The sequence below is a fragment of the Mucilaginibacter sp. 320_HR genome (genome assembly GCF_059691875.1).
The window spans coordinates 844,763-863,393 of the sequence record NZ_JCAWAI010000001.1 but is presented as its reverse complement, the minus strand read 5'-3'; the positions used below and the strand labels follow the sequence as shown (position 1 = coordinate 863,393).

Annotated in this window: 20 protein-coding genes; 10 read left to right on the top strand and 10 right to left on the bottom strand. The window is 44.7% G+C overall.

Annotated elements, in window-relative coordinates:
* The first annotated feature begins 37 nt into the window (after positions 1-37).
* Both AC59GT_RS03880 and AC59GT_RS03875 read left to right on the top strand, forming a co-directional pair.
* Entirely contained in the window at positions 38-1,309 is a 1,272-nt protein-coding gene (locus AC59GT_RS03880; protein ID WP_497236409.1) for a metallophosphoesterase, read from the top strand.
* Between the two features lie 39 nt (positions 1,310-1,348).
* Entirely contained in the window at positions 1,349-1,552 is a 204-nt protein-coding gene (locus AC59GT_RS03875; protein ID WP_497236408.1) for a hypothetical protein, read from the top strand.
* A 17-nt stretch (positions 1,553-1,569) separates the two neighbouring features.
* On the opposite strand, the gene AC59GT_RS03870 is transcribed toward AC59GT_RS03875, so the two are convergent.
* On the bottom strand, positions 1,570-2,583 hold the full coding sequence (locus AC59GT_RS03870) for an ABC transporter ATP-binding protein (RefSeq protein WP_497236407.1): 1,014 nt from the start codon (positions 2,581-2,583) through the stop codon (positions 1,570-1,572).
* Positions 2,584-2,733: 150 nt separating this feature from the next.
* Between AC59GT_RS03870 and AC59GT_RS03865 the strand changes: the two genes are divergently transcribed.
* The 5 genes from AC59GT_RS03865 to AC59GT_RS03845 all read left to right on the top strand — a co-directional run bounded on the left by AC59GT_RS03865 (position 2,734) and on the right by AC59GT_RS03845 (position 5,577).
* Positions 2,734-3,594, top strand: a complete 861-nt coding sequence (locus AC59GT_RS03865) for a helix-turn-helix domain-containing protein (protein WP_497236406.1) — start codon at positions 2,734-2,736, stop codon at positions 3,592-3,594.
* 60 nt (positions 3,595-3,654) lie between these two features.
* Positions 3,655-4,221, top strand: coding sequence for a DUF417 family protein (locus tag AC59GT_RS03860; protein ID WP_497236405.1), 567 nt, complete (start codon positions 3,655-3,657; stop codon positions 4,219-4,221).
* Positions 4,222-4,248: 27 nt separating this feature from the next.
* The gene (locus AC59GT_RS03855) at positions 4,249-4,791 is read left to right on the top strand and encodes a carboxymuconolactone decarboxylase family protein (protein ID WP_497236404.1); all 543 of its coding nucleotides are present in this window, start codon (positions 4,249-4,251) and stop codon (positions 4,789-4,791) included.
* Positions 4,792-4,999: 208 nt separating this feature from the next.
* The gene (locus AC59GT_RS03850; RefSeq protein ID WP_497236403.1) at positions 5,000-5,236 is read left to right on the top strand and encodes a hypothetical protein; all 237 of its coding nucleotides are present in this window, start codon (positions 5,000-5,002) and stop codon (positions 5,234-5,236) included.
* Entirely contained in the window at positions 5,209-5,577 is a 369-nt protein-coding gene (locus tag AC59GT_RS03845; RefSeq protein WP_497236402.1) for a cupin domain-containing protein, read from the top strand. Before AC59GT_RS03850 ends, AC59GT_RS03845 begins: the two co-directional genes overlap by 28 nt.
* An 89-nt stretch (positions 5,578-5,666) precedes the next feature.
* Here AC59GT_RS03845 and AC59GT_RS03840 read toward each other — a convergent pair whose 3' ends face one another.
* The 3 genes from AC59GT_RS03840 to AC59GT_RS03830 all read right to left on the bottom strand — a co-directional run bounded on the left by AC59GT_RS03840 (position 5,667) and on the right by AC59GT_RS03830 (position 7,409).
* On the bottom strand, positions 5,667-6,014 hold the full coding sequence (locus AC59GT_RS03840) for a cupin domain-containing protein (protein WP_497236401.1): 348 nt from the start codon (positions 6,012-6,014) through the stop codon (positions 5,667-5,669).
* Positions 6,015-6,274: 260 nt separating this feature from the next.
* Entirely contained in the window at positions 6,275-7,147 is an 873-nt protein-coding gene (gene sucD / locus AC59GT_RS03835; protein ID WP_117384217.1) for a succinate--CoA ligase subunit alpha, read from the bottom strand.
* A gap of 52 nt (positions 7,148-7,199) precedes the next feature.
* Complete coding sequence (locus AC59GT_RS03830; RefSeq protein WP_497236400.1) at positions 7,200-7,409, bottom strand: hypothetical protein; 210 nt, start codon at positions 7,407-7,409, stop codon at positions 7,200-7,202.
* Positions 7,410-7,559: 150 nt separating this feature from the next.
* Here AC59GT_RS03830 and AC59GT_RS03825 point away from each other — a divergent pair, with 150 nt between their 5' ends.
* Positions 7,560-8,312 (top strand): peptidase associated/transthyretin-like domain-containing protein, encoded by a 753-nt coding sequence (locus AC59GT_RS03825; RefSeq protein WP_497236399.1) that lies wholly within the window; start codon positions 7,560-7,562, stop codon positions 8,310-8,312.
* 91 nt (positions 8,313-8,403) lie between these two features.
* Here AC59GT_RS03825 and dctA read toward each other — a convergent pair whose 3' ends face one another.
* Together dctA and AC59GT_RS03815 are read right to left on the bottom strand one after the other, a co-directional pair.
* The gene (gene dctA, locus AC59GT_RS03820) at positions 8,404-9,642 is read right to left on the bottom strand and encodes a C4-dicarboxylate transporter DctA (RefSeq protein ID WP_497236398.1); all 1,239 of its coding nucleotides are present in this window, start codon (positions 9,640-9,642) and stop codon (positions 8,404-8,406) included.
* Positions 9,643-9,750: 108 nt separating this feature from the next.
* Positions 9,751-10,590, bottom strand: a complete 840-nt coding sequence (locus tag AC59GT_RS03815) for a sulfite exporter TauE/SafE family protein (RefSeq protein WP_497236397.1) — start codon at positions 10,588-10,590, stop codon at positions 9,751-9,753.
* A 91-nt stretch (positions 10,591-10,681) separates the two neighbouring features.
* Between AC59GT_RS03815 and AC59GT_RS03810 the strand changes: the two genes are divergently transcribed.
* Together AC59GT_RS03810 and dapA are read left to right on the top strand one after the other, a co-directional pair.
* Positions 10,682-12,520: a UbiD family decarboxylase gene (locus AC59GT_RS03810; protein WP_497236396.1), complete on the top strand. Its 1,839-nt coding sequence runs from the start codon at positions 10,682-10,684 to the stop codon at positions 12,518-12,520.
* A gap of 107 nt (positions 12,521-12,627) precedes the next feature.
* Entirely contained in the window at positions 12,628-13,506 is an 879-nt protein-coding gene (gene dapA / locus AC59GT_RS03805) for a 4-hydroxy-tetrahydrodipicolinate synthase (protein WP_497236395.1), read from the top strand.
* An 89-nt stretch (positions 13,507-13,595) separates the two neighbouring features.
* Here the strand turns inward: dapA and AC59GT_RS03800 are convergent, their stop codons facing one another.
* From AC59GT_RS03800 to ftsA, 4 genes are all read right to left on the bottom strand, one after another.
* Entirely contained in the window at positions 13,596-13,772 is a 177-nt protein-coding gene (locus AC59GT_RS03800; RefSeq protein ID WP_117384223.1) for a BF3379 family histone-like protein, read from the bottom strand.
* Positions 13,773-14,118: 346 nt separating this feature from the next.
* Complete coding sequence (locus AC59GT_RS03795; RefSeq protein ID WP_497236394.1) at positions 14,119-15,363, bottom strand: aminotransferase class I/II-fold pyridoxal phosphate-dependent enzyme; 1,245 nt, start codon at positions 15,361-15,363, stop codon at positions 14,119-14,121.
* 173 nt (positions 15,364-15,536) lie between these two features.
* A complete protein-coding gene (gene ftsZ, locus AC59GT_RS03790) occupies positions 15,537-17,144 on the bottom strand; it encodes a cell division protein FtsZ (protein ID WP_497236393.1) in 1,608 nt (535 codons plus the stop codon).
* Between the two features lie 140 nt (positions 17,145-17,284).
* Positions 17,285-18,631, bottom strand: coding sequence for a cell division protein FtsA (ftsA, locus tag AC59GT_RS03785; protein WP_205771917.1), 1,347 nt, complete (start codon positions 18,629-18,631; stop codon positions 17,285-17,287).

The following is an 18,631-nucleotide window of genomic DNA, read 5'->3' as shown; positions in this document are numbered from 1 at the left end:
TTTACTTATATATCTTGCCACATTAGTATTAAATACCATGCATAAAGGCGGTTTTCTAAATATATTCTTAATTATAGCGGCAATAACGCTGCTTATGGACTGGTACGTGATACACGGCCTTCGCACTTTAGTTGCCGACTGGCAGTCGCGTCCGTTGCGCTTACTCGTTTTATGGGGATATGCTGTAATTTCCATTGGAGTGACCGTAGTATTCATGATTGGTTTTAAAAGCTACGGTACAGCCCAGGGCATGACACCATTTCACGAGTGGATGCTGAGCCTGCTGCTTACATTTTTCATCACAAAGGTTTTATTCCTGATCATCATTTCATTGGGAGATTTGGGGCGTTTTATTTACGGCATCACCGATAATGTGATGCATGATAAACCCGAAGGCACTAACGAGCCCTTCTTCCCTGCGCGGAGAAAGTTTATTACCGAAATTGCTTTATTAGTAGCAGCTGTGCCGTTCACCGGCTTTTTATACGCTATGTTCCGTGGAAAGTACGACTATAAGGTACACCGCACAACCATAGTTTACGACGAGTTGCCTGAGGCTTTTCACAACTTTACTATTACCCAGTTGTCAGATATTCACTCGGGCAGCTTTGATAATGTAAATGCCATGCAGAAAGGCATCGACCTGGCTAAGGCACAGAAGTCGGACTTGTTTGTATTTACCGGCGACCTGGTGAACAACGCCGCATGGGAAATAGAACAGTACATCGACAGGTTCGGGCAGATAAAAGCACCGTTTGGGCAATTCTCTATCCTTGGCAATCATGACTACGGCGATTACATACAATGGAACAGTGAAGCAGAAAAGCGTGCCAACCTTGACAAATTAAAGCAACACCACGCCGAACTTGGTTACAAGCTGATGCTGGACGAAAACGTTGTGCTGGAAAAGAATGGCCAAAAGATCTCGCTTATAGGCGTGCAGAACTGGGGACGCGATTTTATTAAAGTAGGTGATCTTAATAAAGCTTTAAAGGGTGTGGACAAGGATGCCTTTAAGATTCTCCTCTCTCACGACCCAACGCACTGGGAAGAGCAGGTGCGCTACCATACTACCGACATTCACCTTACGCTTTCGGGACACACACATGGTGCGCAGTTTGGTATAGAAACAGCAGGTTTAAAATGGAGCCCCGTTAAGAACCGCTACCTGGACTGGGCCGGGCTAATTAATACAGGCAACAGGCATTTGTATGTAAACCGAGGATTTGGGTTCCTGGCTTTTAGCGGCAGGCTGGGCATATGGCCTGAGATAACTGTTATTACCCTCAAGAAAAGGGGCATGGCCTAACCAAAGCAAACAATCATCTTTTTTAACCCTTATATCTGTATGGATAACAAAAAGATTGGCACCGGCAAAGCCGAAGCCGCGCATCATACCTCCCACAATGCAGTAGAAGTAATGAAGCCGTTTGTGACCTTCGGGGTAAAAGCTTTAGGTTTGCTGGCCACCGCGCTGGTGCATATTGTAAAGAATGTACCCAAGCCAGACAGCCACAAAACTGGGAGCAACAATAAGGTGATTAAAATTTAATTGCTCTTACAATAAACTTAAGACAGCCATTTACCAAATTCGAGGTATTTGGCTATCCTTATGGCTACTTTGTCGCCGGCTTTGTACTTGCCGCGCACGTAATTGAAAACGCGCAAGGTAACCTCATCTTTTTCAATCACCAGTTCTTCGTAAAAACCTTTAAAAAGCACCTGCTTTACTGTCCACTTTTTACGGAGGCCCACGCCGCCAATTTCAATATCTTCCGCATAGATTACTACTGTAGCCCGCTTGGATTTGATGCCGCAAACGGTAGCTTCTTCAGCGCTTAGTTGGGTGCAGGCCACCAGAATATTTGCAGTATACAACAGCCTTGGGGTGTTATACAACTTTTCGGGCGTACCGTGTTCTACTATCTCCCCTTCTTTTATAACAATCAGTTCATCCGCCATGGAGAGCAGTTCGGCCGGGTCATGCGATACCAGCAGAACGGTAATGCCCCACTCCTTTACTATCTGGCGCATATCATGCTGAAGGTCCTCGCGATAGCTGGCATCTACCTGGTTAAAGGGCTCATCCAGCATTAAAACCTCAGGTTTATTTATCAACGCCCTGGCAATGGTTACGCGCTGCTTCTCGCCACCGCTCAGTTTACCAAAGGGTTGTTCTTTAAGGTCATATATACCCAGCAGGTTTAGCGCCTGGGTAGCTTTTTGTACACGGTAGTTTTGGTCTTCGCTGTGCAGCCCGTCGCAAACGCTGTCCCACACCGTGTGCTTTAGGTTCATTTCGCGGTTGTCCTGGCTCACCATCGCAATTGTGGTATGCTCGGGCTTAATCCCCTGGCTGCGTAAAGGCAATGGATTGCCTTTGTAGTATACCTCACCGCCATCTGGTTTAGTTTCGCCGCTCAGCAATTTCAGCAAAGTAGTTTTGCCGCTGCCGCTTTCGCCCACAATGGCGGTTATCTTGCCTTTAGGCACCTGTATGGTGATATTATTTACCCCGGTAGACTTATCCCCAAAATAATTTTTGGTAATGTTTATGGTCTCTAATATCAGTTCATGGCTCATGTGCGGCTAGGGGTTTGCTGTACCCAAACCTAATTTATAAAAACCGCCCCGCCAAAAAAAGTTACAAGTTGTAGTAGCAGCATACGCTTATAGAGAATTGCACTTAATCATAATTTCTTTATAGTTTAGCTAACACTTAAGTTAAGCTATTTGAACAGGATACAATCTTCTACCGGAGAGTTTTTACTCGGCATAAGCCAAATGCAGCAAGAGGTACTGTGCACACCCGTGCAGTACCCCGAGTATACCATCTTTTTTATTGAAGAAGGCAGCGGAATATTTCATGCCGACTTTGGTGCATTCCCTTTCAAGAACCCTGTGTTGCTATTTGCAACACCGCTGCAAACCTTGTTTATAGCCGACTGCAACCTGCCGCAATGTACGGCATTGCAGTTCCACAGCGATTTTTACTGTATAGAATATCACCGTAAAGAAGTAGCGTGTAATGGTTTGTTATTTAACAACGTCTATCTCGATCCCGTTATAAGGCTTACCGCTAAAGAACAGGAACAGTTCGCCTCTATATTAAACGATATAGCGGAAGAAACCGCCCAGCCGTCGCCATCAGAGATTGTGCTCCGCTCTTACCTGCAGTTGTTGCTGGCTAAATCAAGCAACATAAAATTAAAAGCAATCAGCGAACAAACAGATCGCCCACAAACGGACGAACAGATGGAAAAGTTCCGGCAGCTGCTTGATCAGCATTACCTCACACTACACAAACCGTCGGACTATGCAGCGCTGCTGAATATGTCTGCAGATAACTTTACAAGGCGCTGCAATAAATACTTCAAAAAAAGCCCAAGCGAGCTTATTCAGGAGCGCCTGGTACTGGAGGCGAAAAAGCAATTGCACCTAACCCGCCAAAGCATTAAGGAAATTGCCCACAATCTTAAGTTCCAGGATGAGTTTTACTTCAGCCGTTTCTTTAAAAAAGTAACCAAGGTGTCTCCGCAGTCGTTTCGCGACCAAACGGGCATCTCTATCGTGGCGGATTTGTCCAAGCATTAGCCTTTTTCGTCCATGTTACAGGGGCGGCCCTTGCTGTAGTTTTGATAAAAAAACAACAGCATGAAAACTCAGATCATCTCCTTTATAGCCCGGTTGGATAGCATTGGTAAAAAAGTTATTCGTTTTGGTATAGTAATCGTTTTCCTTTGGATAGGCGTCTTAAAATTTTTCACCTATGAGGCCGATGGCATTGTACCCTTTATTGCCAACAGCCCTGCCATGTCTTTTTTCTATAATCACGGCAGCGAATACAAGCACCATCAAAATAAAGAAGGCGAACTTATCCCCGCAAATCATCAGTGGCATATCCAAAACAATACCTATGGCTTTGCAGCAGGCTTAGGCATATTCCTGATAGCCGTAGGTATTATGGTAGCACTGCATAAAGTGGCACCACTACTAAGTATGGCCGGCAGTATACTGGTATTTATCATGACACTGGGCACCCTATCCTTTCTGATAACCACACCGGAAAGCTGGGTACCTCACCTTACCGACGCGCAGTGGGGCTTTCCTTATCTATCTGCCAAAGGCCGGCTGGTTATTAAAGACCTGGTGATACTTGGCGGCGCAATTATTACCATGAGCCAGTCCGCGCAGCTATACCTCAGCCGCAAAAACTCTTAAGCTTTAACAATTAAAATTAATAATATCATGAAAACTATAACCGTTCCTGCCAGAGAGCAGGTTAGTAACCAATCACAATTGTTGTTTGACCAAATACAAAAGAAAATGGGCAAGGTGCCTAACCTGTACGCTACTATCGGCTACTCGGCCAACGCACTTAAGGCCATGCTTGACTTTGACGCTACCTTAAGCAACCAGAGCGCATTCACCGCTAAAGAACGCGAGGCCGTTAATCTGGTTGTTTCGCAGGTAAATTTGTGTAAATATTGTTTGGCCGCGCACACTACGCTTGCGCAGTTAAGAGGCTTTAACAAAGATGAAACGCTCACCGTAAGGAAAGGGCATGCAAGTGATGCCAAACTTGATGCCGTTATACAGCTGGCACAATCCATTGCCGAAAACAAGGGAAAAGCAGAGCCTGCCGTACTTGAACAGTTTTTTGCAATCGGCTATAATGAGTCAGCGTTAATAGAGCTTATAGGCCTTATTACATTAAGAACGTTCACCAATTACGTTTACAGTAATACCGACATCCCGATTGACTTCCCTATTGCCGACGAACTGAATTAATTTATCCTAAGCGCCGGTCATTTAAATAAATCGCAATAAAGTCCGGCTACTTAATGTAGGCGGACTTATTTTTTAGTAGTTACATTGGCAATCAAGTTGTTTATGGCGAGGCTTTTTCTTATATTAGTGTTTCTTAACGCCACCCCCGGGGCAAACAGGCATAATTACCCTGTACACTAAACTGTTTTCGTTAATAAAAACATAAATCATGAAACGCAATTTATTTATCAGGTCGTTAGCTACTGCCGGGGCATGCGCTGCAGTACCGTTCTATAGCATTGGCAGCACACTTAAAAAGTTTAGGCAAAAAACCGGCTTTAAGGTAGATGCCGCCAAAGACGAATTTGAACATCCCATTAACCTGTTCGAGGGAGATACATTTTTCACCAAGGTATCCTCAAAGATACCGACGGCGATTTGTATGTATATGAATCTGCCAGGGTAAAAAAAGGCGGCCCAAACCTGCACAAGCACTATAACCAGGATGAATGGTGGTATATACTGGAAGGAGAATTTATAATAAAGGTTGGCGAAACGGTTTATAATACAAAGCCAGGGGACAGCGTATTTGGCCCGCGGGGAGTACCACATACTTTTTCTAAGATTGGCGAAGGAACCGGAAGAATGATCACCACTTTTCAACCCGCAGGTAAAATGGAAGAATGCTTTCAGGCCATAAGTGCAGGCGCTATGAAGGGCAAGACAGAAGCAGAACAAGACCAGTTCAGGAAAGACCACGGTTTTGAACGCGTAGGCCCCGCATTGGACTACTTTAAGAAACTGTAACAGAAACTAACTGAGCCGCCCTACTACTTGTAATGAACGTTTGTAAAATTTGAAAACAAACGGATGTTTGGTGCCCGGTATATAGCAGATTAATCTTTATCTACCCTTACCGTTTCCATCGCAGTAAGTTCGACAGTAAGGTTTACTGACCTTCCGTTGGCTGCCCTGGTGCGGTGCAGCATGTTTTTGGGTACGGTTACCATTTGTCCTTTATCAAGCTCTAAGGTGCCTTCCTCCAGGTCAAGCAGCAAGGTGCCTTCTACCACCATGAATGTTTCGTCGGAATTAGGGTGATAATGCCAGTAGAAATCGCCCGTCATGATGCTCATGCGTATCACATGATCATTAAGATGGGTAAGTGGAAAGTTTCGATAGTTTTCAGATGTGGTACCGGTGAGTTTGTTGATGTCGGTAATGTCTGTTATCGATAAAGGCATAAGTTGTGTTAGCTTTCTGTATATAAAGGAGGTTTGATGTTATATTGTTTGCTATTGGTAACGACAGCATTCTGAATGATTCGATAGGCTCACCGGACACTTCACCACTTGTCAGTCTGAGCTTGTCGAAGACCGGAACGCATTACCAATGATTCGACGGGCTCACCATAACAAGCTAGGTTTAGTGGCATAAAAAATCCCGATCAGTTTGATCGGGATCTAATATATTATCCTGTTCCCCCTTCAGGGGGTTAGGGGGTTTACTTAGCTAATTCTTCTGCCATAGCAGCGCCAATTTCAGCAGGAGATTCTACTACGCGGATACCGCACTCACGCATGATCTTCATTTTGGCAGCAGCAGTATCATCGGCACCGCCAACAATAGCACCCGCGTGGCCCATACGGCGTCCCGGAGGCGCTGTTTGGCCGGCAATGAAACCTACAACAGGTTTAGTGCCATTTTCTTTTATCCAATGTGCAGCATCAGCTTCCATGTTACCGCCTATTTCGCCTATCATGATAATACCGTGGGTGTCCGGATCTTCCATCAAAAGCTTAACAGCTTCTTTGGTTGGCGTACCAATAATTGGGTCGCCGCCTATACCAATAGCAGTTGTAATTCCTAAACCGGCTTTTACCACCTGGTCTACCGCTTCGTAAGTAAGCGTACCTGATTTAGACACCACACCAACATTACCTTTTTTGAAGATAAAGCCTGGCATAATACCAATCTTGCTTTCGTCGGCAGTAATAATGCCCGGGCAGTTAGGGCCTATCAGGCGGCTGTCCTTATCGGCAAGGTATTCCTTAACCTGTATCATATCCTTTGTAGGGATACCTTCGGTAATACAAACTATAACTTTAATGCCGGCTTCAGCGGCTTCCATAATGGCGTCTGCAGCAAATGCAGGCGGAACGAAGATGATAGATACATCGGCACCTGTCTCAGTTACCGCGTCTTTTACCGTGTTGAAAACAGGCCTGTCCAGGTGTTTCTGGCCGCCTTTACCCGGGGTAACACCGCCAACAAGCTGTGTACCATATTCTATCATTTGGGTAGCGTGGTAGGTACCCTCGTTACCTGTAAAACCCTGTACTATTACTTTAGAATCTTTGTTTACGAGAACGCTCATTGGCTTTTGATTTTTGTATGGCAAAGCTAAAGTTATTGCCCTTAAAGTCAAATTAAATTTTAAGCCTCAAAGCAGGGATGTGCTCTTTATTTACATTAAGGTTAGGGAACGCTACTGAAATGGGCGCAGCCAGCGCGTTTACCAACAGCAGCAACAATAAAGGTATGATAAACAAACCTGCTAACGACAAAAATAAAAGTGCTGCCATTACCCGGTAAAGCCGGGATCTTGGCCTTGGTTTAAAGGCAGAAACAGGTTTCATATATACAGATAAATAGGTTTACCGGGGCTGGTGTATGTTAAACGGCTAATCTGCCGTATTTGTTTCTTACCAACAATCAAAAGTTATCAACTTGTTAAACAATGTTAAACAAAATGGTTGTTTACATACCAGCAGTTAATTTTACAGTGTATGAAATACCTGTTGGTGCTGATATGTTTAACGGTTTGCCTGAATGTTAAAAGCCAGACCTTGACAGGACGGCTGATTGACCAGGAAACACGTTTACCACTAAAATATATTTTTGTTACCTCTTCGTTGGGTGGTGAGTTCACAGACGAAGGCGGTAATTTCACGGTCAAAGTACGTAACTTTTCTGATACAGTACATATAAATACAATGGGTTATGAAAGTTTTAATCTACCAGCCGTGCTATGGGGCGGTTTCAGGAGGGTAATACAACTTAAGCCTAAGCCCATTGGCCTGAACGAAGTAAAAATAATGGCAAAGCGTAACTACTTAAAAGACTCGGTAAGCTTGAGAAAGGAGTTTGCAAAAGAATTTGGCTACGCGGGCCCAAAGTTGATGGATGTATTAAGGCCTACAAGCAGCAATGTGCCCTTCGCCTTTGCAACGGTTGATCTACTAAGCTTATTTGGAGCGCTTACAAAAAATAAAACTGCGCAAAGCAGGTTACAAAAGCACTTGCTGAAAGATGAACAGGCCCGGCATATCGACAGGCGTTTTAATCAGGGTATGGTGACCCGCATCACCAACCTGCAGGGCGACTCACTTGAGAATTTCCTTTCCGGGTACCGGCCTTCATCTGCCCTACTGGACAAGCTAAGCGACTACGACCTCATCCTTTACGTACGCAAAAGCGCGGCAGAATTCCGCTCCGGCAAAGGGAAAAATCAGGAAAATATTTTTACAAAAAATAACTGATTGAATTCCCGTTTTCAGACCTAAAAAAAGTGTGGTTTCTGCAGATTTTTGTCTGTATAACAAGCTAGAAACTGCGTTATTTAACGGCTTTTCAGGTTTTGGCAATTTCCGGTGGGCAAAACTCATTTTCACTTTTTGCGACCACGATTGTCGCAATACCGTTGCCGATAACATTGGTAATTGCCCGTGCCTCCGACATGAAACGGTCCACGCCGAGAAGTATGGCCACGCCCTCAACCGGTATCACTTTTATAGCTGCCAGGGTTGATGTTAGCACTATAAAACCGCTCCCGGTAACCCCAGCAGCGCCTTTTGAGGTTACCATAAGTATACCAATTATGGTAAGCTGCTGTGCGAGAGAAAGGTCTATCCTGAACACCTGAGCCAGGAATATAGTTGACATAGACAGATATATGGTGGTGCCGTCCAGGTTGAAAGAATACCCGGCAGGTATAACCAACCCCACAACCGACCTTGAACAGCCAAATTTCTCCAGTTTTTCCATCATTCCCGGCAGCGCAGACTCAGATGATGAGGTGCCTAAAACGATAAGTATTTCCTCCTTAATATGCTTTAAATAAGACCATAAACTTAATTTGTAAAGGTAGCAGATAACATTCAGCACTACAAAAATGAACAACAGCATAGTAAGGTAAACTGATGCCATCAATAATGCCAGGGGCTTTAAAGTAGCTAATCCGTAAGTACTTATGGTGTAAGCCATGCCTCCGAAAGCGCCGATGGGTGCTACGCGCATGACTATCTTCATGATGTTAAAGAACACTTTGGAAAGCTTGTCAAACGTACTGATAAGCGACTGGCCAGCAGCACCCATCCTGCTCAAACCAAAGCCAAATAGAATAGCAAAGAACAGTATTTGCAGGATGTCACCTTCGGCGAAGGCTTTAAAAAGATTACCAGGTACTATGTGGGCGAAAAACTCGCCCCATTTCATCTCGGCGGCCGCTTTTTCATAGCCGGCCAACTTTGCGGCATCTACAGTGTGGTGGGTGTTTATGAAATTTGCTCCGGGTTTGATAATATTTGCAACAGTTACCCCTATCACCAGTGCAAGGGTGGTCACTAACTCAAAGTACAACAGCGCCTTACCACCTACACGGCCTACCTTTTTCATATCGTTCATACCGGCTATGCCAAGCACAATGGTGAAGAAGATTATAGGCGCAATCAGCATGGTAATCAGGCTGATAAAGGTTTTACTGATCAGTTGTGCTGTTGGGCCAATATTAGGTACAAACAATCCCGCCAGTATACCAAGCACAATAGCCAGAAGTACCTGGAGGGTAAGATTACCAAAGATGCGTTTCATGTAAAACAAGTATACGACTTTGCTATTGCATAGCACCCAAATGAGTGGAATTGCAAGCAAAAACCACACTAAATCGCACTAAAAAGATTTGTAAAGACGAGTGTAGAATTAAATTTTACCGGTTATGCCATTATACATCATCTGGGCAGCCAATACGGTTACCACAACGGCAAATACCCAGCGTAGCCAGCCTGATGATTTGGTATGCACCAATATTTTTGATCCGCTTAAGGCACCCAACAATACACCGATAACTACCGGCATAGACAGGCCTGGGTCTATGTACCCCCTTTGCAAATAAACTACAGCACTGGCTGCGGCAGTTACACCTATCATGAAATTGCTGGTAGTAGTAGATACCTTAAAGGGTATTTTCATGATGGTATCCATGGCAATTACCTTTAGCGCGCCCGACCCGATGCCGAGCAATCCGGAGATTACGCCGGCAAACAACATCATGAAAAAACCACCGCCTACCCGCGTTACACCATATTTAACATCAGTTCCGCTTCCGTCGGGATAACTGCCATAGAGCTTAAGTTTTTCCGCCAGGAAACTTGGCTTTTCAGTAACGCTTTCCGCTTTTTTACGGAGCGACATGATCGCAGAAAAGGTAAGTATCACACCAAATAAAATGGCAATGTATTGAGTTGGTACATAAACAGCTAGCAAAGCACCGGCAAGGGCGCCAATAGTAGTGGCAATCTCCAGGAACATGCCCAGTCGTATATTGGTTATCCCCTCTTTAACATAGGCCGCCGCCGAACCTGATGACGTTGCAATTACCGACACCAGCGAAGCACCTATAGCGTAATGAATATCAACCTTCAATAATAGAGTAAGCAACGGTATGATCACCACCCCTCCACCAAGCCCGGTTAGCGACCCCAGCAAACCTGCTACGTAGGAGCCAATTAAAATAATAAGCGTGAATAGAATTACCGACATCCGAAGGTATAATGGTGAACGGCGTAAAAGTAAGATAAGTTTTTTAGATTAGACTTCAAACAGGCTAAACTGTAATATCTTTGAAGCGCTTATGGGTTACAAGAGTTTACAAGCCTGCATCGCCGATCTCGAAAAACACGGACACCTTATCCGCATAAAGGAAGAGGTAGACCCGCATTTGCAAATGGCCGCTATCCACCTCCGCGTGTACGAGCATGAGGGGCCTGCCTTATTGTTTGAAAATGTAAAAGGGAGTAAATTCCCGGCGCTCTCTAATCTTTTCGGCACGCTGGATCGCTCAAAATTTATTTTCAGGGATACGCTTGAGAAGATACAAACACTCGTAGATATCAAGAACGACCCTATAAAGGCTGTCCGAAATCCATTTAAATACGCTAATACTGCACTTACAGCAATATCTGCGTTGCCATTAAAACTGGGCAGCAGTGCCATTTGCAATTTTGAACGTACAACTATAGGCGAGTTGCCACAGGTGGTGAACTGGCCAATGGACGGCGGACCATTCGTGACTATGCCGCAGGTATATACTGAAGATATCGACAAGCCGGGTATTATGAATGCTAACCTTGGCATGTACCGCATCCAATTCGGCGGAAACGATTACGTGCAGGATAAAGAAATAGGGCTCCATTATCAGCTTCACCGGGGTATCGGCGTGCACCAAACCAAGGCAAATGCAAAAGGCCAACCATTAAAGGTGAGCATTTTTGTAGGTGGGCCTCCTTCTCATCCGGTAGCTGCGGTGATGCCTCTTCCTGAAGGTCTTTCGGAAATGACGTTTGCGGGAGCCTTGGGTAACCGCAGGTTCAGGTATTTTTATGATAACGAAGGCTTTTGTGTATCGGCCGATGCCGACTTTGTGATCACAGGTACGGTTATGCCGATGGAAAATAAACCGGAAGGGCCTTTTGGCGACCACCTGGGCTACTATAGCCTGAAGCACCCGTTCCCGCTTATGAAGGTGCACAATGTTTATCATCGTAAAAATGCTGTATGGTCATTTACAGTGGTAGGCCGACCGCCACAGGAGGACACGAGTTTTGGCGCGCTTATACACGAAATTACCGGCAGCGCATTACCAAAAGAAATTCCAGGCCTTCACGCTGTTAACGCGGTCGACGCGGCTGGTGTACACCCACTGCTGTTTGCCATCGGCAGCGAACGTTACACGCCCTATGTAAGCGGACGGCAACCTCAGGAGATTATAACCATTGCAAATCATATCCTTGGCAAGGGACAGCTAAGCCTGGCCAAATACTTGTTTATAGCAGCTAAGGAAGATGATCCTGCATTGAATGTAAATGATATAGAAGGCTTTTTAAAGCATATCCTGCAGCGGATAGACCTGACCCGCGACCTGCATTTCCATACCCGTACCACTATTGATACCCTCGACTATAGTGGCGACGGGCTTAACAGCGGTAGCAAGGTAGCCATTACAGTTGCCGGTGAAATAAAACGGGAGTTGTGGAATGAATTGCCACCTGCCTTTAATTTGCCACGGCCTTTTACAACATACAAAATGGCCATGCCTGGCGTATTAGCTGTTGAGCTGCCAAAAAATATAAGGAGCAGCGATATGGAGCTGATGCTGGAGATTTTACAGGAACATTTAGGCAAAGCAGAACTAAACGGGCTACCGCTGATTGTGTTATGTGATGATGCTGCATTTACCGCGCAAAATATAAACAACCTGGTATGGGTAACCTTCACCCGCAGCAATCCATCACATGATATATACGGCATCAACAGTTTTACCGAACACAAGCACTGGGGATGTCACGGTCCGCTGATCATAGATGCACGGATAAAGCCGCAACATGCGCCTGTGCTGGAACGCGACCCTGCTACCGAAAAGCTAGTGGATGAAATGGGCAAAAAAGGTGGCGCACTGCACGGTGTTATATAAAATTAGCCCATATTAGTCATCCTGCTTAAAAGCATTAGTTCAGCTTGCCCACATCACATAGTAATCAACTAAATTATTATCTTAGCGTCCTTTTAAATAATTGGTAGATGAACATATTTTACGGAACGGGGGTGGCCATAGTAACCCCTTTTCAGGCTGATGGGCAAGTTGATTTTGATGCCTTGGGCAGGATTATCGAACACCTTATTAGCGGCGGAGTGGAGTACATAGTATCCCTGGGTACTACAGGCGAGAGCGCTACTTTAAGCAAAGACGAAAAGAAGCAGGTGTGGGAGTTCACAGCCAAAACCGTAAATAAACGCGTTGCACTTGTAGCCGGCATTGGCGGCAATAATACAGCAGAAACTGTTGCCGAGTTTAAAGCGTTCAACATTGACGGATATGATGCTATTTTGTCTGCCAGTCCGCACTATAACAAACCTACACAAGAAGGTATATATCAGCATTACAAGGCTTTGACTGAGGTATCACCGCTGCCCATTATACTTTATAATGTACCAAGCCGTACCGGCAGCAGTGTATCTGCCGAAACTACTGTTAGGCTTGCAAAGGATTTCAAAAACATCATTGCCATTAAGGAAGCTTCCGGTAATTTCGATCTGCTGAACCAACTAATGAGGGACAAACCAGAAGACTTTTTAGTGATCTCCGGCGATGACCCTATCACGCTGCAGATGATGGCGATGGGCGCTGTTGGTGTAATATCGGTAACTGGTAACGCCTTGCCAAAGAAGGTGTCAAGCATGGTTCGTACCTGCTTAACGGGTGACTATAAGGCTGCACATGCTGCACATTACGACCTTATTGAATTTACTCGGCTGATGTTTACTGAAGGAAGCCCTGCAGGTGTAAAGTCCGCTTTAAAAACGCTTGGCATTGCCGGCGACACTGTACGCCTGCCCCTGGTTGGTGTTAGCGACACAACTGCTCAAAACATCAAAAAACAAATTGAACTTATAGGTTAATACCAACCCTGGTAGTAACAAAACAAAAAACCCGGCTTGGTTAGACCGGGTTTTTTGCTATTGAAGTAAACGATGTTGCTTCGGAATAATTACGCTTGGTTTTTAGACTCTTGTATCTCAAGACGGATAGCCTGAGCTAAATTTTTAAGGTCCTGCATGCCTTTACGAACACGTGTACCAGCAGCGCTGTTTCCCTTGTTATAAAATTTGTCGGCATCGGCTTCTAGAGATGCAACCAGTTCTTTTACTTCAGTAAATTTTTTCATTGTGAAACTCCTTTAAATTTTGAGGTTTATTGTTTTAATTAAAGCTAATCTAAAGGCTTTTTTTTTAAATAAAAATTTTTCGACCACAAAAATAGTGGCTTTAAAATGGTTTTTATCAACATTTTCCGCAGTTGAAAGACTTAGAAAGCAACTGCAATTTGAGCTACAAATTTTATCTACTTAAATATACCTCAAGTGAGTTTACAAAAATTAAATCACGAGAAAATATATTTACTTATGGTTGTAAAGAAAACTTATAAGCATTTTATTGCCGCACAAGCAACAAAAAAGCCGTGCAACAATGCACGGCTAAATTTTTAGTATTGAAGACTGATTTAATTGCAAACTATGCAATCGCCATCTTCTTTTCTCTGTAAAAACCGGCCTTAAGCTTGCCTGCAACTTCGCTGAAAGCGCTGAGGGTGCGTTCTACATCTTCCAGGGTATGCATTGCTGTAGGTATCAGGCGCAGTTCTATCAACCCTTTAGGTATTACCGGGTAAACTACTATAGAACAAAATATGCTGTAGTTTTCGCGCAGGTCCATTGTTAGGCTCGTCGCTTCGTTAAGGTCGCCCTTAAGGAACACCGGCGTAACCATTGTATCAGTTATACCAATATCAAAGCCATGTTCTACCAGTCCATTCTGTAAAGCTTTCGCAATCTCCCACAACTTTTCGCGAAGTTCGGGTTTTGATTTTAACAGCTCAAAACGCTTCTTCAATCCAAGCACCATAGGCATTGGCAGGGCCTTCGCAAATGTTTGCGAACGCATGTTGTATCGTAAGTAGTTGATGATCTCCTGGTCAGATGCTACAAAAGCACCTATGCCCGCCATTGATTTTGCAAAGGTGCCGAAGTACACATCCACACCTTCAATACAATCCTGTGCTTCGTGAGTGCCTGCACCCGTTGCACCCATAGTGCCAAAACCATGCGCGTCATCAATCAGCAAACGGAAATTGTATTTATCTTTTAACTTAATGATCTCTTTTAGCTTGCCCATTGCTCCGGACATACCAAATACACCTTCAGTAATTACCAGGATAGCACCACCGGATTGTTCAACCAGCTTAGTTGCCCGCTCCAGCTGCTTTTCACAGCTCTGTATATCGTTGTGCTGGTAAACAAAGCGTTTACCCATGTGCAACCTTACACCGTCAATAATGCAGGCGTGCGATTCGCCATCATAAACAATAACGTCGTTACGGTCAACAAGCGCATCTATAATAGACACCATTCCCTGGTAACCGTAATTCAATAAAAATGCGGCATCTTTACCAACAAATTCCGCAAGGCCATTCTCCAGTTCCTCATGGTGCCTGGTGTTGCCAGACATCATACGGGCACCCATAGGGTAAGCCATGCCGTAGTCTGCAGCAGCCTGCGCGTCTGCCTCACGAACCTCTGGATGGTTGGCTAATCCGAGATAGTTATTTAAACTCCAAACCAGGTGCTCTTTGCCATTAAACATCATGTGCGGATGTATCTCTCCCTCCAGCCGCGGAAACGAAAAGTAACCGTGCGACCATTTCTGATGCTGCCCTATTGGGCCACCCATAGTTTTGTTTATTTTTTCAAAAAGATCCAAAATGATGTTCCCTTAAAAATGATTAATGTGCAAATATAACCCTTACAACGGGTGTTCTCAAACGTTATTACTTTTTATAATAGTTTATAACCAAACGCCATTAGCTATATAACAAAAAAGGGGGCACGAAACCGCGCCCCCATAATTTATAGATTGTAGCCCATGGCAACAGACTAATCTACATTATCGTGCAGGAACGAATTGTTGTTCTTGATTTCTGCTTTGCCATCACTGTCAGGCATCAGCGAGAAACGGGATACCTGGCTCTCGTCGCTTGCTGGTGTTTGCTGCAAAGCAACTTCTTTACGCTTATATGCTGGCACATTTTCCAGTTCCTGTATATTTCCGTTACGCAGTTTCATGCTTAGATCTTTTAAACGCATGATACGTTCACGCGACCTGCGAAGCTGCTCCTCTATTGATTCGTCCGTTTTGTTTTCGTCAGCACCAACAACAGGTTCTGGCTCTGGCTCTGGTTCAGGCTGCTTTGGCTCTGCAACAGGTGCAAAGTTCATTACAGTTTCAGTTACCTTAAAGGTAAATCCGCTTTCTTCCGGCTCCTCTTCAACAGGTGCCTCCTCTTCCGTAAGGTTAAACCTGATTACTTCATTTTGGTCAGCTTTGTCCTGCTCTTCTGCTTTTGCAAAAAGGTCTAACAGCGCAGTTTGCTTAGGCATCTCCTTTTTGATAAAAGGTTGATCCATTGCGTCTGCTTCAACTTTTACTGGGTTGATGAACTCGTTCACCGGTTTTACCAGCGGCGCGTTCTCAGGTATCAGCATAGAAACAACTTTCTTATTGCTGTGCTCTTTATCGCGCTCATCCTTAGTTTGGAAACCAGTAGCAATTATGGTTACAGAAAGATGGTCACCCATGTTCTCATCCTTACAGTTACCCCATATCAGGTCTGCGGCTAAACCGGCTTCTTCCTGTATATAGTCGGTGATCACTGTAACTTCGTCCATAGTTACCTCTTTCTCACCAGAGCTGATGTTCAGCAATATGTAGCGGGCACCTTCAATTTCGTTATCTTTCAATAACGGAGATGAAAGCGCACCTTCTACAGCCTTAAGCGCGCGGTTCTCACCTTCGGCGCTGCAGCTGCCCATTATACAAACACCGCTATCTTTCATTACGGTGCGCACATCCTTAAAGTCGACGTTTATATAGCCTGGCAGCGTAATGATCTCGGCAATGCCCTTTGCGGCAGTGGTCAAAATATCATCAGCCTGCGCAAATGCCGAGCTCATGGTAAGGTTACCAAATATCTGGCGCAGGCGGTCGTTTGATATCACCAGGAACGAATCAACGTATTTACGTAACTCTTCCATACCTTCTTCGGCCTGCATACGGCGACGTTTACCTTCAAAAGAAAACGGCGTAGTGATAATGCCTACTGTAAGTATATCCAGTTCGCGCGCAGCCTTTGCTATGATAGGGCTTGCGCCTGTACCGGTACCACCACCCATACCTGCTGTAATGAACAGCATTTTAGTGTTGGAGCCTAGCATCAGCTTTATATCATCAATATTCTCTATAGCCGAATTTTTGCCCACTTCGGGTATCGAGCCCGCGCCCATACCTTCTGTTAAACTCGCACCCAGCTGCACCTTGTTTGGTATTGGGCTAAGCTCCAGCGCCTGGGCATCGGTATTACAAATAATAAAGTCGACACCCTTAATGCCCTGCCTGTACATGTGGTTTACTGCGTTCCCGCCACCACCGCCAACACCAATAACTTTGATGATTGCCGATTTTTCCTTTAACATCTCAAACTGCATAATCCTTGTTTTTCAGCTATTTGTGGTTTGATGATTTGATAGATTTTCTTATCGTAATATTAGGATATTTTCCACATGGTTTATCCACATTTGTGCATATGTGGATAATTTAATTATTGTGAATAAATATTAACCCCGCCCTACTTCAAGAAATCTTCGTCCTTTATATCATCCTTTATAAACTTCTTTCCCGACTCTAATATTTTACCCAAGAGGCCAAATTTACGGTCATCGGTATACTTGGCTTTCTCTATTTTGGCGGCAACTGGTGCTGTTTGTACAACACCATCGTACTCCATCTTTTGTATGCCCTTAATCAATAAGCCGATACCTGTAGCAAACGTAGGGCTTTGCAGCTCTTCGTAAATTGTCTTAGGCAATACCTCATTTTTAGCAAGGTGCTCGTTAGGGTACCCAATGCGACAGTCAAGGCCGGTTACATACTCAATTAATTGAGTAAGGTGCTTTAACTGCGCACCACCGCCGGTTACCACAATACCGCCGATCAGCTTTTTCTCGTATCCTGAAGATTTAATTTCATAGTACACATGTTCTATGATTTCTTCCATGCGCGCCTGTATTACAAACGCCAGGTTCTTCACAGATATTTCCTTCGGCTCACGGCCGCGTAATCCCGGTACGCATACAATCTCGTTTTCTTTATTCTCTTCTGCCAATGCCGAACCGAACCTTACCTTAAGCTGCTCAGCAATGTTGCGCATTACAGAGCAACCCTCACGGATATCTTCTGTTACGCTGTTACCACCAAACGGAATAACCGCAGTATGGCGAATGATACCTTCGTGAAAAATAGCAACGTCTGTTGTACCACCGCCGATATCCACCAATACTACACCAGCTTCCTTCTCTTCATCACTTAATACCGACTCTGATGAGGCTAACGGCTCCAGTATAAGCTCCTGGCTTTCCAGCCCGGCTTTGTTAACACATTTTACTATATTCTTTATAGCGGTAACCTGGCCGGAGATGATGTGGAAGTTGGCTTCCAAACGCACACCTGCCATGCCTATCGGATCTTTAACACCCGGTTCATTATCTACTGTAAACTCCTGCGGCAGCACATGGATGATCTCTTCACCCGGAGGCATTACCAGATTATACATGTCTTCTACCAGCTTATCTATATCCTTACGGCCAATCTCGGTGTTAAGGTCCTTACGGGTGATAAGGCCGCGGTGCTGCAAGCTTTTAATGTGCTGACCAGCTATACCAACGTTTACAATTCGCACCTCTACATTTGATTGTGTACCCGCTACATCTACTGCCTGCGTAATACCCTGCACGGTTTTGTCGATGTTTGATACCATCCCGCGTGTAACACCCGCCGATTCGGCTTTTCCTATGCCTAATACCTCAATTTTGCCGTTCTTACTACGGCGGCCAACAATTGCGCAGATTTTGGTGGTGCCAATATCCAGCCCAACTACAATTGGCGAACTCTTTTCCTGTGTCGAACTCTTGTCCAT

Excerpts from the sequence above, each read along its gene's own strand:
- AC59GT_RS03880 (WP_497236409.1), top strand. The coding sequence starts at position 38 with ATGCATAAAGGCGGTTTTCTAAATATATTCTTAATTATAGCGGCAATA.
- AC59GT_RS03875 (WP_497236408.1), top strand. The coding sequence starts at position 1,349 with ATGGATAACAAAAAGATTGGCACCGGCAAAGCCGAAGCCGCGCATCAT.
- AC59GT_RS03870 (WP_497236407.1), bottom strand. The coding sequence starts at position 2,583 with ATGAGCCATGAACTGATATTAGAGACCATAAACATTACCAAAAATTAT.
- AC59GT_RS03860 (WP_497236405.1), top strand. The coding sequence starts at position 3,655 with ATGAAAACTCAGATCATCTCCTTTATAGCCCGGTTGGATAGCATTGGT.
- AC59GT_RS03855 (WP_497236404.1), top strand. The coding sequence starts at position 4,249 with ATGAAAACTATAACCGTTCCTGCCAGAGAGCAGGTTAGTAACCAATCA.
- AC59GT_RS03850 (WP_497236403.1), top strand. The coding sequence starts at position 5,000 with ATGAAACGCAATTTATTTATCAGGTCGTTAGCTACTGCCGGGGCATGC.
- AC59GT_RS03840 (WP_497236401.1), bottom strand. The coding sequence starts at position 6,014 with ATGCCTTTATCGATAACAGACATTACCGACATCAACAAACTCACCGGT.
- sucD (WP_117384217.1), bottom strand. The coding sequence starts at position 7,147 with ATGAGCGTTCTCGTAAACAAAGATTCTAAAGTAATAGTACAGGGTTTT.
- AC59GT_RS03830 (WP_497236400.1), bottom strand. The coding sequence starts at position 7,409 with ATGAAACCTGTTTCTGCCTTTAAACCAAGGCCAAGATCCCGGCTTTAC.
- AC59GT_RS03825 (WP_497236399.1), top strand. The coding sequence starts at position 7,560 with ATGAAATACCTGTTGGTGCTGATATGTTTAACGGTTTGCCTGAATGTT.
- dctA (WP_497236398.1), bottom strand. The coding sequence starts at position 9,642 with ATGAAACGCATCTTTGGTAATCTTACCCTCCAGGTACTTCTGGCTATT.
- AC59GT_RS03815 (WP_497236397.1), bottom strand. The coding sequence starts at position 10,590 with ATGTCGGTAATTCTATTCACGCTTATTATTTTAATTGGCTCCTACGTA.
- AC59GT_RS03810 (WP_497236396.1), top strand. The coding sequence starts at position 10,682 with ATGGGTTACAAGAGTTTACAAGCCTGCATCGCCGATCTCGAAAAACAC.
- dapA (WP_497236395.1), top strand. The coding sequence starts at position 12,628 with ATGAACATATTTTACGGAACGGGGGTGGCCATAGTAACCCCTTTTCAG.
- AC59GT_RS03800 (WP_117384223.1), bottom strand. The coding sequence starts at position 13,772 with ATGAAAAAATTTACTGAAGTAAAAGAACTGGTTGCATCTCTAGAAGCC.
- ftsZ (WP_497236393.1), bottom strand. The coding sequence starts at position 17,144 with ATGCAGTTTGAGATGTTAAAGGAAAAATCGGCAATCATCAAAGTTATT.
- ftsA (WP_205771917.1), bottom strand. The coding sequence starts at position 18,631 with ATGGACAAGAGTTCGACACAGGAAAAGAGTTCGCCAATTGTAGTTGGG.